This is a genomic window from Actinophytocola gossypii (assembly GCF_025165815.1).
Taxonomy (GTDB): domain Bacteria; phylum Actinomycetota; class Actinomycetes; order Mycobacteriales; family Pseudonocardiaceae; genus Actinophytocola; species Actinophytocola gossypii.
The window spans coordinates 149190-162667 of record NZ_JAFFZE010000004.1 but is presented as its reverse complement, the minus strand read 5'-3'; the positions used below and the strand labels follow the sequence as shown (position 1 = coordinate 162667).

Genomic DNA, 13478 nt, shown 5'->3' with positions numbered 1-13478 from the left:
CCCGCCGCTGTCGAGTCCGGCGGTCGTCGTTCGTCCTCGGAACGTCGGTTCTCGAGGAAGGGATCACAGTGGAGTTGTTGGAGCAGTACCGGCTGGCGCAGGACGGGTTCGACGCGGTGGTGGCGGCGGTGCCGGCCGACCGGTGGGACGCGCCGTCGGCGTGTGCCGAGTGGACCGTGCGGGACGTGGTCGGGCACGTCGTGTGGGGGCAGCGCCAGATGCGGGCGTGGGCAACCGAATCGCCCGACCCCGAACGGACCGGGGCACCCGGCTCGCCGCGCCCCGGCGTGCTCGCCGGGACCGACCCGGTCGGCACGTGGCGGGCCGCGCGGGCGGAGTCGGTGCCGGCGCTGACCCCGGCGGCGCTGGCCCGGGTCACGTCGATCACCGGGATCGGCGAGGTGCCGCTGGCGGCGGTGGTGACGCTGCTGCTGACCGACACCGTGGCGCACACCTGGGACGTCGGCCACGCGGTCGGCGCCCGGGTCGAGCTGGACCCGGTGCTGGTGGCGGTCGCGTTCGACTGGGCGCGGGCGCACGTGGTGCGCCGTCCGGGGTTCTTCGGGCCGGAGCGCACGCCGCCCGAGGACGCCGACGAGCAGACCAGGATGCTGGCCTACCTCGGCCGGGCGTCCTGGGAGCCGGTGCCGGCCTGAGCACGCAACGCCCCGAGCCGACCGTCGAGGAACCGGCGGTCGGCCGGGTCGGCGGCCAGTTCGAGCGCGCGCCGGTACGCGGCGGCGGCCTCCTCGCGGCGGTCGAGCCGGGCGAGCAGGTCGGCGCGGGCGGCGTGCAGCAGGTGGTAGCCGTCGAGGTTGTCGATCCGGTCGATCAGTGCCAGGCCTGCCGCCGGGCCGTCGGTCATGGCGACGGCGACCGCGTGGTTGAGCGCCACCACCGGCGACGGGGCCACCGCGAGCAGTTCGGCGTAGAGGGCGGCGATGCGGGGCCAGTCGGTGGCCGCCGCTGTCGGTGCCGCGGCGTGCAGTGCGGCGATCATCGCCTGCAGCTGGTAGGGGCCGACCGACTCGTGCCGCAGCGCCAGGTCGAGCAGCCGCATGGCCTCGGCGATCTCGGCGTGGTCCCAGCGCTCGCGGTCCTGGTCGGCGAGCAGCACCACGTCGCCGGCCGGGTCGTGCCGGGTGGCGGCGCGGGAGTCGTGGAACAGCAGCAGCGCGACCAGCCCCAGCGCCTCCGGCTCGTCGGGCATCAGGGTGGCGACCAGCCTGGCGAGCCGGATCGCCTCGGCGCGCAGCCGCTCGTCGGTGCCGGCGGTGTAGCCCCGGGTGAAGATCAGGTAGACGACGGCGAGGACGCCGGCGAGCCGTTCGGGCAGCAGGTGGTCGGCCGGCACGGCGAGGCTGATGCCGGCGTCGCGGATCTTGCGCTTGGCCCGCACGAGCCGCTGCGCCAGCGTCGCCTCCGGGACCAGGAACATCCTGGCGATCTCGGCCGCGGTCAGGCCGACGACCGCGTTCAGGGTGAGCGCGACCCGCGCCTCGGTGGCCAGCGCGGGGTGGCAGCAGGTGAAGACCAGGCTGAGCCGCTCGTCGCCGACCTCGACCAGCCGGTCTCCCGGCAGGGTGGGCGGCACCGGTTCGGCCGGGTGCTCGCCCTCCTTCCGCCGGCCGACCCGATCCCGGCGCAGGCGGTCGACCGCCCGGTTGCGGGCCGCGGTGAGCAGCCACGCGACCGGGTCGTCCGGCACGGCCGGGGTCCAGTGGCGCAGCGCGAGGGCGCAGGCGTCCTGCAGCGCGTCCTCGGCGAGCTCGACGTCGCCCAGCACGCGCGCCAGGGCGGCGAGCAGCCGGGCGCGGTGCTCGCGGAACACCCGCTCCACCGGGTGCGCCGGTGAGGTCACGAACCGGGCCCCACCGCGAGCGGCCGGACCTCGATCGAGCCCCACTCGGCGAACGGGCACCGCGCGGCCAGCTCCAGAACCTCGTCGAGGTCGGCGCAGTCGAGGACGTAGAAGCCGCCGAGGTGCTCGTGGGTCTCCGCGAACGGCCCGTCGGTGACCATGACGCGGCCCTCGCGCACGCTGACGGTGGTGGCGGTGTCCTCGCCGCGCAACGGGTCCCCGGCGACGAACACACCGCGCCGGCGGCACTCGTCGGCGAACGCGACCACCCGCGCCGCGGCGTCGGCGAACCCGGGGTCGCCCGGGCCAGGCGCACTGTCGCAGTCGTAGATCAGCAGCATGTACTTCACCTCCGAGAAAATACACCCGCCGGTGATTACAGCCACCGGCGGGGCGAATTCGCGTCACGTCCCGCGACTATCCGCGCGGCAGCGGTCATGTCTTCGAGTGACAGCACTGCTGCGTGCTCCGATCCTGCCTAGCATGGCACCACCACCAACCGAACGGAAATGGAGCATGCCGTGACCGTAATGCACGCCGACGTCGTCCCGCCGCCATTCTTCTGTCCTTTTCCCGAGGCCGTGCACCCGGATGCCGAGGAACTGGAACGGCGGGCGATCGAGTGGATCGACGACGTCCGCGTGCACCGGACCGCCCGCGAGCGTGCCCGGCTGATCGGCAGCAACAGCGCTGAGTTCTACGCCAGGTTCGCCCCAACCGGCCCCACCGAGCACGTGCTGACCGCCGTCCTGTGGGTGTACTGGGGTTTCGCCTTCGACGACGCCTGGTGCGACGACGGCCCGTGCAGTGACGACCCGTCCCGGTTCCTGCCGATGGCCGGCCAGGTGCAACGGACGGTGGAGTCCGGCGCGGCGCCGGCCGAGCCCTACGCCGCCGCCCTGCACACGATCGTCACCCGCATGCGCGACCAGGTCTCCGGCACCGTGACGCGGCGCTTCACCGACGCCCACCGGCACTGGCTGCAGAACGTGGCGTGGCAGGTCGGAAACCGGGCCGCCGGCCGGATGCCCACCCTTCCGGAATACCTGACGATGCGGTTGGGAAGTTCCGGCGGTCCGCCCACGACCGCATTGCTGGAAATCGCCAACGCGATCGAGGTTCCGCCCCCGGAAATGGATTCGCCCGCGGTCCGCGCGGTCACCGAGATGACCCAGTTGGTCGCCGCGCTGGACAACGACCTGCAGTCGTTCCACAAGGAGATGACCGAGACGCACACCGACCAGAACATCATCACCGTCCTGTGCCACCACGACCGGCTCGATCCGGCCGCCGCGCTCGACGCCGCGGTGTCGATCCGCGACCGCGTGCTGCTCCGCCTGCTCGACCTGCGCGAGCGGGCGCGGACCGGTGCGAGCGAGGAACTGCGCACCTACCTCGACGGTCTCGGCCACGCCATCCGGGGCAACATCGACTGGGCCGCCACCGTGCCCCGCTACCTGGCGGGCGCACCCGGCACGCCGGCGACCTCCGTCCGGGACCAGCCGAACGACCCGAACCCCGCCCCACTGCCGTTCCCCGCGTTCTCGTGGTGGTGGGACCGCTCGCTCTGAGTCTCAGCCCCGGACCGCGCGTTCCCGGTCGCGCTGCGACGGGACCCAGGGCACCCCGTCGTGGGCGCCGTCCAGCAGCCCGGCCACGATCCTGGTCAGACCCGCCGGGTCGAGCCGGTGGTGGCGCAGGATGTCCGCGCGCGGGCCGTGCGGAAGGAACTCGGGCGGCAGGCCGTGCGCGTGCACCGGCGTGCGCACCCCGGCCGAGGCGATCGCCTGGGCGAGCCGCGTGCCCACCCCGCCGACCCGCAGGTTGTCCTCGACGGACACGACCAGCCGGTGCCGAGCGGCCAGGTCGACGAGCACCGGGTTCGGCGGGCTCACCCAGCGCGGATCGCACACGGTCACCCCGACGCACTGGTCGGCGAGCTTGAGCGCGGCCCGAACCCCGGCCGCGGCCATCGGCCCCACGGTGACCAGCAGGACGTCGGCCCGGTCGGACTCGTAGAGCACGTCGACGCCGTCCACCTCGCGCAGCGCCGGCACGTCCTGACCGGTGCGCCCGCGCGGGAAGCGCAGCGCGGTCGGCCCGTCGACGGCCACGGCCTCGGCGAGCAGCCCGCGTAGCCGGGCGGCGTCGCGCGGCGCGGCCACCCGGAGCCCGGGCACCGCCTGGAGCAGGGACAGGTCCCACATGCCGTGGTGGCTCGGGCCGTCGTCGCCGGTCACCCCGGCGCGGTCGAGGACGAACGTCACCGGCAGTTCGTGCAGCGCCACGTCCATCAGCACCTGGTCGATGGCGCGGGTGAGGAACGTCGAGTACACCGCCACGACCGGGTGCATCCCGCCCATGGCGAGCCCGGCGGCGCAGGTGACGGCGTGCGGCTCGGCGATGCCGACGTCGAAGGCGCGGTCCGGGAACGCCTCGGCGAACCGGTGCAGGCCGGTGGGCGCCAGCATGGCCGCGGTGAGGCAGGCCAGGTCCGGCCGCCGCCCGCCGAGCTCGACGATCGCGTCGGCGAACACCGACGTCCAGCTCGGCCGGGCCTGCTCCGCCGGGGGAGCGGTGGCCGCCGGGGACACCGCGTGCATCCGGTCCACCTCGTCGGTCTCCGCCGGCTCGTACCCCCGGCCCTTGCTGGTCACGCAGTGCACGACCACCGGCCGGCACAGCGCCCGCGCCTTGCGCAGCGCCCGTTCCAGCTCGTCCAGGTCGTGCCCGTCGACCGGGCCGACGTAGCCGAGGCCGAGGTTCTCGAACACCGACAGCCGGAACCTGCCGGTGTCGCCGCGCAGGTCGGCGAGGTGCCGGCCGAACGCGCCCACCGTCGGCGCGTACGAGCGCCCGTTGTCGTTGAGCACCACGACCACCGGGTGGCCCTCGGTGGCGATGTTGTTCAGCGCCTCCCAGCACATGCCCCCGGTGAGCGCGCCGTCGCCGACCACGGCCACCACGTGCCGGCGGTGCCCGGTGCCCCTGGCGAACGCCCTGGACAGTCCGTCTGCGTAGGACAGCGCGGTCGCGGCGTGCGAGTTCTCCACCAGGTCGTGCGGCGACTCCGCGCGGCTCGGGTAGCCGGACAGGCCGCCGGGCTGGCGCAGCAGCGCGAACTCGGGGTGCCGGCCGGTGAGGATCTTGTGCACGTAGCTCTGGTGGCCGGTGTCGAACACGACGGCGTCGTCCGGCGAGTCGAACACGCGGTGCAGCGCGATGGTCAGCTCGACCACCCCGAGGTTGGGGCCGAGGTGCCCGCCGGTGCGGGTGACCGTGGCGACCAGCAGCTCGCGGATCTCCTCGGCGAGCCCGGGGAGGTCCTCGGCCGCCAGCTCGCGCAGGTCGGCCAGGTCACGCACCCGGGTCAGAGTGGTGGGGTGGGGCGGCGGGAGAGGGGCGGTCATCGCGCGGGTGCCTCCGAATTTTCGGGAATCGACGGAATACGTCGTGAATAGCTGTGGCGGCAATTGTTGAATGGTCGCCGGAGGGTGCTCAAGGGGTAATGCGTGCGACCCGGCCATGTTCACTCGGAGGGTGGGGCGGCTCGCTTCGGGTGCCTGGTCCTCACCAGGCTGACGAGGACTTGTCACGCAGAGAGACTACCCGGGTGGCGCTCAGTGAACACTCACGTCCGGGGGTTCCCGGCTGACACGGAGAGTGCCGAGTACTCGCATCCACAGCTCTTTCCGGTGATTACCGCCCCGCTAATGATGGGCATCGGCACCTGATCCGTATTCGTTCTCCGTCCGTCGTCAACCCGGTGTTACGTTCGTTTGCGGAAATGGCGGAACGAATACGGAGGAATGATGACGAGCACCGTGCCCGGTCCCGACATCGCGGCCGCCGAACGGATAACCGGCTCCGTCCGAACCCGGGTCGACGCGGTGCTCGCCGAGTTCCTCGCTGCGAAGGAGACCGGTGCTCCCGACCAGTGCCTGCCCCCGGTCGTCGCGGCCGTCCGCGAGTCCCTGTCCGGCGGCAAGCGGCTCCGGCCGGTGTTCTGCCACTGCGGCTGGCTCGCCGGCGGCGGCGACCCCGACGCGCCCCCGATCGCGCGGGCGGGCGCCGCGCTGGAGCTGTTCCACTCCTTCACCCTGATCCACGACGACATCATGGACGCCTCCGACCTGCGCCGCGGCCGCCCGGCCATGCACCGCAGGCTCGCCGAGCTGTACCGGGAGCGCGTCGACCGCACGGCCGCCGAGCGCTTCGGCGTCAACGCCGCGATCCTCGTCGGCGACCTGTGCCTGGTCTGGTCCGACGAACTGCTGCACGCGGCCGGGTTCCCGCCGGCCCGGCTGGCCGAGGCGCGGCCGGTGCTCGACACCATGCGCACCGAGGTGATGGCCGGCCAGTACCTCGACCTCGAACGTCCCGGCGACGACGAGTGGCTCTCCCGCGCCTGGCGCACCATCGGGCTCAAGACCGCCGGCTACACCGTCGAGCGCCCGCTGCAGGTCGGCGCGACCCTCGCCGGCGCCGACCCGGCCGTACTGCGCTCCTGCACCGCCTACGGCCGCCCCCTCGGCGAGGCGTTCCAGCTGCGTGACGACCTGCTCGGCGTGTTCGGCGACCCCGGCCGCACCGGCAAGCCCGTGCTGGACGACCTGCGCGAGGGCAAGCCGACCGTGCTGATGGCGCTCACCTGGGAACGGGCCGCCCGGCGCGACCGGGACACGCTTCGCGACCTGCACGGCGACCCGCACCTCGACGAGGCGGGCGGTGCCGTGCTGCGCGACATCATCCGGTCCACGGGCGCCGACGCCTCGGTCGAGCGCCTGCTCCGCACCCGCGCCGAGCAGGCGATCGCCGCCCTGTTCATCGCGCCGGTGCCCCCCGACGTCCGTCAGGTGCTGACGGACCTCGCCGAGCTCGTCTGCTCGCGCGAGCACTGAGAAGGACCGAGAAACACGACAAGGAGGAAGCACATGCTCCGGAAGACCATCGTCACGTCCGCGCTCGCCTGCCTGCTGACCGTCGGCGCCGCCACCACCGCGACCGCCGCGCCGCAACCACAGTGGGTCCCGGTCTTCTACTTCGGCACCCAGCTCCACTGCAACCAGGCCGGCATGGCCGGGCAGCAGATGGGCGCGCTGACACCGGGCACCTGGATGTGCGACAGCGGCTGGCTGATGGTCCAGAACCCGAACACCCCCTGACCCGACCCGCGTGCTGGAGGACGAGATGTCGGTACCCGTGGACGAGCTGTTCGCGCGCCGCCCGCCGTGGCGGCACGGCCCGGCGGCCGACCGCTGGGTGCAGCTCGGGCTCGCGCCGGGCCGAGCGCCGCACCGCGAGCTCCACACCGAGCTGGCCGCGCTCGTGCGGGACTGGCGTGACCGGCGGATCGTCGAGGACTTCTTCTTCATGCACAAGCCGCCCGGCCTGCGCGTCCGGTTCGCGCCGACGCCCGGCCGGGCGGCGTTCGTCCGGTCCGAGCTGAACCGCCTGGTGCCCGCCTGGCGTGCGGACGGCCTGGTCGGCGGCGCCGAACCGGGAACCTACGTGCCGGAGACGCACCGGTTCGGCGGCGCGGCGGCCATGGACCACGTGCACCGGCTGTTCACCGCCGACGCGACGACCTGGCTCGACCGGCACGCCCTGGCCTGCCCGGCGCCCGCGTGGGCGCTGTCGCTGGCCATGCTGCGCCCGGTGCTCGACGGGCTCGGCCTGCTCGGCGCCGAGCGGGAGGTGTGGGCCGGGGTGGCCGCGGCCGGCCGGCTCGTCCCGCCCGACGTCGAACGCACGCCGGCCGACGAGGACCTGCGCCGCGACCTGCGCCGCCGGTGGCGGCACCCGGACGAGCTGCTCGCCGCGCTGCCGGACGAGGACCGGGCGCTCGCCGAGCGGCACGCCGCCGAGGTCACCCCCCTCGCCCCGGCGTGGGCCGCCGCCGTGATCGACGAGACGGGTGACGTCCGCGCCCTGCCCGAGGCCGCCGCCTGGTACGTGGTGTTCCACTGGAACCGGGCGACCCTCGGCTTCGGCCGGCAGGCCATGCTGACCGAAGCCCTGCTGGCCGGCGAACGGGTGCACGGCGATGCGTGCTGACGGCCAACCGGCCGGACCCGCCGGGCTGCTGCGGGTCGCCGCCGTCCCCGCCGCTGTCCTCGCCAGGGCGGGGAACCCGGACCTGTTCGACCGGATCCGCGACCGGCAGCGGTCCGAGGTGGACTACATCGCGTTCGCCGCCCGCCTCGCCGCGCGGCTGACCGGGGAACTGGTGCCGCACCCGGAGCTGCCCGGCCCGGTGCGCGGTCTCGCGGTCGCCACCCGGCGGACGCTGCTGCGCGGGCATCCCGTCGACGAGGCCGCCTGCCGCCGCCTGGCCGTCGTCAACGCCGCGCTCGACGGACCAGACGGGCTCACCGGCGAGCTGCTGCGCGCCGCCGCCTGGTCCCGGGACCTGCGCGCCGAGGACCGGCGCCTGGACAACGCGCTCACCGCCGAACGCGCCCGGCTCGCCACCCTGCCCTGGGACCTGGTCACCGGCTGCCCGGCCGCGCTGCGGGCGGTCACCGACGCCGCCCCGCACCTGCCGGCCGAGATCGCCACGCGGCTCGTCGACGACCCGGCCTGGGCCGGCAAGCGGATGCGGCAACGCGCCGACTACCTGCTGCGGCTGCTCGCCCGCGCCGCCGGCAAGACCACCCCGCGCGGCTGGTTCGGACACGTGGCGCTGGTCCAGGCCGGACCGGGCGCGGCCGACCGGCTGCTGGTCGACGCGCGGGTCGGGGACCACGCCGTGCACGTCGTCGACAACATCGGCGCGCACCGCCGCGACCTGGCCGCGGGCGACGCCCTCCCCGACGCCTCGCTGTCCATGACCCCGCTGCACTGGGTCAGCGACGACCGGCTGTGCTGCTGGGTGCCCGACCCGGACAACCCGGTCGGCACCCGGTGCGTCCGGGTGCGCCGCACCCCGGCCGTCGAGGCGGTCCGGCACGCGCTCGGCACCGGCGCGGTGCGGACCAGGGAGGTCGTCGCCCTGCTCGCCGCCGGCGACGAGTCGCGGACGGACGTCGCCCGTGACTTCCTGCACCACCTGGTGCGGCTCGGGATCGTGCAGGCCTCCACCCGGCCCACCGCCCGCCTGCTCGGGTGGACGGCCGAGCCGAAAGCGCGACCCCAGCCGGAACGGTCCGGCTTCGTGGACGTGTACCGGCGCGGCGGCGGGCACGTCCCGGTCGCCGCGCTCGGCCGGCTCGGTGACCTGGTCGCGCAGGCCGGCCGGGTGCAGGCGCTGCTCACCCGGCCCGTGGCGGCGCACCCGGTGCTCGACCTCGTCGACGCCCACCCGCGCCCGGTCACCGAGCTGGTCGCCCGGTTCCTCGACGGACGCCATCCGAGCCAGCCGGACCGGCGCCACCCGGCCTGGCCGGAACCCGAACCCGGCACCGCGTACCAGCGGCTGTGCGACTGGCTCGGCGAGCACGCCGGGCACGAGGAGGTCGACATCACCGCCGCCGTCCTCGACCGGATCGGCGCCCCGGCCGCCGCGCCCCGCCCGTGGCCGGTCGACTGTCTCGTGCGGCCGCTGCCGGACGGCAAGCCGTTCGCCGTGCTGGAGGCGGTGCTCCCGGCCGGTGTCGCTGACGCCCGGTTCGCCGACGCGCTGCGCGCCCTGCACGCCGACATGTCCCATGTGGACGACTATCGGTCCTTTGCGGACGAGGTGGCCGCGCGCTGCGGCGTCGAGCTGGTCGAGGTGCTCGTGCCGCCGCAGGGCGCCCGGGGCGCGAACACCGTTCGCCGCCCCCGTTACACCCCGAACTGGACCGGCGACGCCGATCTGTCGACCTACCTCGCCGGCGACGTCGCGGGCGGGCGGTTCCTGCCGCTCGGGCAGATCACCGTGCGCCGCGACGGCGGACGGATGGTCGCCGAGGATCCGGCCGGCCGTCCACTGTGGCCGGTCTGCCACGCCACCCGGGTGCCGCCGTCGCCCTGGGACGTGGTGCTGGCGTTGCTGACCTCGGCGGCACCGGTCGGTGAGCTGGCGTCCCCGTTCGTGGCCGCCGACCACACCACCGCGTTCCCCGGCCGCGAACGGGTGCCGCGGATCGTCGTCGACGGCGGCCTCGTGCTCGCGCCCCGGTCGGTGGTGGTCGCGCGGGACCGGCTGCCGCGCGCCGACCTGCCGTTCGCCGCGCGGGTGCGCGAACTCGCCCGGCTGCGGACCGCCACCGGCGCCCCACGCTGGAACTTCCTGCGTGCCGACGGCGCCGGCCGGGCGCGGCCGGTCGACCTGGACGGCATCGCCGCGCTGCGCGCGCTGGACCGGCTGCTCGCCGACCCCGCGGTCACCTCGGTCGTGCTGGAGGAGATGCTGCCCGCCCCGGAACACCTGCCGGTACGCGACCGCGACGGCGCGGGCGTCGCCGCGCAGCTCCTCCTCCGGCTGCCGCACGCGGCAGGCCCGGCCCGGCTCGCCGACGAGGTGGCCAGGGCCTGGAGCCCGGCGCGGTCCCGTTCCACCGCACCACCAGGAGCGCCGGCCGTGGCCGCGCGCTGATCCCGAGAAGCGCCACCGGGAGACCCGGTGGTTGGTGTTACCGCAACCCCCGAAAGGAGATCACCATGCAGCCCACGATGGAGCTGAACGAGCTCGAGGAGTTGGTGTCGCACCTGGACACCCGGATCAGCGAGACCGAGATGACGTCCGAAGCCCAGACGCCGTCGCTGCTGTTGTGCAGTTTCGGCTGCGGCAACCACTCCTGGTACTGGCACTGCTGAGCTGAGCCGGAAGGGGAGCGGGTCATGCCGGTACGGACGGGACCGACGTCGGATCTCACAGATGCCGCCGAACTGGTGCTCGCTCCCTGGACGGCCAGTGCCGACGCGGACACGGCCGGCCCCGACCTGGGGCCGGTCGTGCTCGCGACGCTCGTCGGCGACACCCCGGCCGTGGACGCCTGGCTGCGCCGGGGCACCCGCTGCGGCGGCGGGCTCGGCCTGTTCGGCGGAACGGGCACCCTGCTCGCCGGGCTACGACTCGTCGCCGACCGGTACCCGGGCGCGGCCGGCGCCGCCGACCGGGCCGGCTCGTCGATCGCCCGCGCCACCCACCGGTGGCGCACGACGAACGTCGGGCTCGCCGACTACGACCTGGTCGGCGGCCCGGCGGGGGTCCTGCTCGCCCACCTCGCCGGCACCGGCCCGGTCGACCGGGAGCGGCTCGCGCCGCCGCTGGCGCACCTCGTCGCCCTCGCCGCCACCGGCCCGGACGGCTTCCGGATCGGCGCGCACGCCGGGCACCCGCTGGTCGGCTGGGCGCAGGGCGGCGTGGTCACCGGCCTCGCCCACGGCGTCGCCGGGCCACTCGCCGCACTCGGCCTCGCCCTGCCGCACCTACCACCCGGTGACCGGACCGCCGACGCCGTCCACCGGCTGGCCACGTGGCTCGCCGCCGGGGGAGCGCCCGACGACCAGGGCATCGTGTCCTGGCCACGCCGGGCACCAGCCATGCCGGTCCGGACCGCGCGCCGGCATGGCTGGTGCTACGGGACGCCGGGCGTGAGCTGGGCGCTGTGGGTGGCCGGCCGCGCGTTGCTCGACGCCGGCCAAGCCGGCGATGGCGGCTACGGCGGCTACGGCGGCGGCGATGGCGGCGGCGATGGCGGCCTCGCGGTGAGCGCCTACGCCGAGGCGGCGATGCGGACGCTGTGCGAGCGGTACGACCCGGACCTCCACCTCGACCACGATCCGCTCGGCATCTGTCACGGCGCGGCCGGGGTGCTGCTCGTGGCGGACGCGTTCGCGCGGCACGCCGGCCTGCCGGAGGCCGCGACACTGCGCGACGACCTGTGCCGGTACCTGCGCGAGCGGCTCGACGACGTCGCCCGGCTCGGCCCGGACCTGCTGTGCGGTGCGACCGGCGTGCTCGCCGCCCTGCTCACCGCCGAGGGCGGCGACCGCGGCTGGCTGCGGTGCCTGGCCCTGTACTGACCGACCCGTACCTTTCCGAGACTTCCAGGGAGTTGAGCATGAACCCACTGCGGGTGGTGGACCTGCACAAAGCGTTCCGCGGCCGGCCGGTACTCACCGGTGTCGAGTTCGAGCTGCGCACCGGCGAGCTGTTCGGGATCATCGGCGAGAACGGTGCCGGCAAGTCGACCCTGCTCCGGATCCTCGCCGGTGAGCTGGCGGCCGACCGGGGCGACATCATCTACGGCGGCACGCTCGGCTACTGCCCGCAGAAGATCGTGCTGAACGACGAGCTCACCGTCGAACAGCACCTGCGGTTCTTCCAGCGCGCCTACCGGCGACCGGGACTGCTGCGCGCGCACGAACTGGTGGAGCGGCTGGGGTTCGACCAGCACCGCGGCACCCGCGCCGGCCTGCTGTCCGGCGGCACCAGGCAGAAGCTGAACTTGGTGATCGCGCTCATGCACGACCCGGACGTCGTGCTGATGGACGAGCCGTACCAGGGATTCGACTGGGACAACTACCTCAACTTCTGGTCCATCGCCGAGGAGCTGCGCGACCAGGGCCGGACGGTGCTGATCATCTCGCACATCGCCCACGACATCGACCGGTTCGACCGGCTGCGCCGGCTGCGGAACGGGCAGCTCGCCGAACCGGCGATCACCGAGTCCACGCTCAACGGCACGGTGCCGGCCACGGTGGTGACCGCGGGATGAGCTGGAACGACTCGCTCGGCGACGCCACCCGGTACGAGATCGCCCAGCACGGGCGCAACCGCGTCGCGCTGGCGCTGGTGGTCGCGTTCATCCCGATCTGGCTGACCCTGGTGCACATGATCATCCCCAGCGGCCCGATCGCGTTCCACCACGACGTGACCGGCCGGGTCGTGGAGCTCGACGCGAACCAGCTGTCGATGATCTCCGGGGCGATGAACGCGGTGACGCTGATCATCGGGTTCATGATGTTCTCGGCCGTGCGCCGGTCCAGCGACTTCGACCGGCGCCTGGTGCTCGCCGGCTACGCGCGGTCGGCGCTGCTCGTGGCGAAGCTCCTCGCGCTCGGGCTGGCCGCCGCCGTCGTGTCGCTGTACGCGACGAGCGTGCTGATGCTGTTCTGGATGCCGGAGCTGCTCGTCCCGTTCTACCTGAGCCTGGTGCTGAGCGGGCTGACCTACGGCGGCATCGGCATCCTCCTCGGCGTGGTGTTCCGCACCGAGCTGGCCGGGATGTTCCTCATCATCATGATCAGCCTGGTGGACGTGATGGTGCAGAACCCGATCATCACCCCGTCGACCGGGGTGGACGGCTTCAGCCTGCTGCCGACCTACGGCGCCATGCAGAACTCGGTCGGCGCCGCGTTCACCGGTGACCTGTCGCTCGGCTACTTCCTGCTCGGGATGCTGTGGCTGGCCGGTGCCGCGCTGATCGGCCTGGTCGCGTTCCACCGCCGCACCCGCGACCACATCGGCCGCCAGGACCCGTCCGTGCCGCGCCAGCAGCCGGAGCGCACGGCGACCGTCGTGGTCAGCGTCACCGCGGACGGCTCGCTGCGGATCCGGTCGTCGAGCGGCCCGGTGCTGGTGTGCTCCTGCGCAACGGACGAGTCCCGCGAGGCCCGGCCCGCCGTCCCGGCCGAGGCGCGGCCGGACGTTCGGACCACCGTGCTCACCACCGACCGGACGTGA

Annotated in this window: 13 protein-coding genes; 10 read left to right on the top strand and 3 right to left on the bottom strand. The window is 74.3% G+C overall.

Annotation, left to right across the window (positions count from 1 at the left end):
• Window positions 1-68: 68 nt before the first annotated feature.
• On the top strand, window positions 69-656 hold the full coding sequence (locus JT362_RS02110) for a TIGR03086 family metal-binding protein (protein ID WP_260189265.1): 588 nt from the start codon (window positions 69-71) through the stop codon (window positions 654-656).
• Here JT362_RS02110 and JT362_RS02105 read toward each other — a convergent pair.
• Window positions 617-1861 carry an RNA polymerase sigma factor gene (locus tag JT362_RS02105; protein WP_260189264.1) on the bottom strand — a complete coding sequence of 415 codons (1245 nt, stop codon included), beginning with the start codon at window positions 1859-1861 and terminating at the stop codon, window positions 617-619. The two genes, JT362_RS02110 and JT362_RS02105, sit on opposite strands and share 40 nt — an antisense overlap.
• Window positions 1858-2211, bottom strand: a complete 354-nt coding sequence (locus JT362_RS02100; RefSeq protein WP_260189263.1) for a YciI family protein — start codon at window positions 2209-2211, stop codon at window positions 1858-1860. The genes JT362_RS02105 and JT362_RS02100 overlap by 4 nt, the downstream gene beginning before the upstream one ends.
• 180 nt (window positions 2212-2391) lie before the next feature.
• Here JT362_RS02100 and JT362_RS02095 point away from each other — a divergent pair, with 180 nt between their 5' ends.
• Window positions 2392-3432 carry a terpene synthase family protein gene (locus JT362_RS02095; protein ID WP_260189680.1) on the top strand — a complete coding sequence of 347 codons (1041 nt, stop codon included), beginning with the start codon at window positions 2392-2394 and terminating at the stop codon, window positions 3430-3432.
• 3 nt (window positions 3433-3435) lie between these two features.
• On the opposite strand, the gene JT362_RS02090 is transcribed toward JT362_RS02095, so the two are convergent.
• Window positions 3436-5271 carry a 1-deoxy-D-xylulose-5-phosphate synthase gene (locus tag JT362_RS02090; protein WP_260189262.1) on the bottom strand — a complete coding sequence of 612 codons (1836 nt, stop codon included), beginning with the start codon at window positions 5269-5271 and terminating at the stop codon, window positions 3436-3438.
• A gap of 402 nt (window positions 5272-5673) precedes the next feature.
• Between JT362_RS02090 and JT362_RS02085 the strand changes: the two genes are divergently transcribed.
• From JT362_RS02085 to JT362_RS02050, 8 genes are all read left to right on the top strand, one after another.
• Window positions 5674-6762 carry a polyprenyl synthetase family protein gene (locus JT362_RS02085; RefSeq protein WP_260189261.1) on the top strand — a complete coding sequence of 363 codons (1089 nt, stop codon included), beginning with the start codon at window positions 5674-5676 and terminating at the stop codon, window positions 6760-6762.
• Between the two features lie 33 nt (window positions 6763-6795).
• Complete coding sequence (locus JT362_RS02080; RefSeq protein ID WP_260189260.1) at window positions 6796-7026, top strand: hypothetical protein; 231 nt, start codon at window positions 6796-6798, stop codon at window positions 7024-7026.
• Window positions 7027-7051: 25 nt separating this feature from the next.
• Window positions 7052-7918, top strand: a complete 867-nt coding sequence (locus tag JT362_RS02075; RefSeq protein ID WP_260189259.1) for a thiopeptide-type bacteriocin biosynthesis protein — start codon at window positions 7052-7054, stop codon at window positions 7916-7918.
• On the top strand, window positions 7908-10382 hold the full coding sequence (locus JT362_RS02070; RefSeq protein ID WP_260189258.1) for a lantibiotic dehydratase family protein: 2475 nt from the start codon (window positions 7908-7910) through the stop codon (window positions 10380-10382). Before JT362_RS02075 ends, JT362_RS02070 begins: the two co-directional genes overlap by 11 nt.
• Window positions 10383-10447: 65 nt before the next feature.
• Window positions 10448-10603 carry a hypothetical protein gene (locus JT362_RS02065; protein WP_260189257.1) on the top strand — a complete coding sequence of 52 codons (156 nt, stop codon included), beginning with the start codon at window positions 10448-10450 and terminating at the stop codon, window positions 10601-10603.
• Window positions 10604-10627: 24 nt separating this feature from the next.
• Window positions 10628-11815: a lanthionine synthetase LanC family protein gene (locus JT362_RS02060; RefSeq protein WP_260189256.1), complete on the top strand. Its 1188-nt coding sequence runs from the start codon at window positions 10628-10630 to the stop codon at window positions 11813-11815.
• A gap of 38 nt (window positions 11816-11853) precedes the next feature.
• A complete protein-coding gene (locus tag JT362_RS02055) occupies window positions 11854-12510 on the top strand; it encodes an ABC transporter ATP-binding protein (protein ID WP_260189255.1) in 657 nt (218 codons plus the stop codon).
• Window positions 12507-13478, top strand: a complete 972-nt coding sequence (locus tag JT362_RS02050; RefSeq protein WP_260189254.1) for an ABC transporter permease — start codon at window positions 12507-12509, stop codon at window positions 13476-13478. The genes JT362_RS02055 and JT362_RS02050 overlap by 4 nt, the downstream gene beginning before the upstream one ends.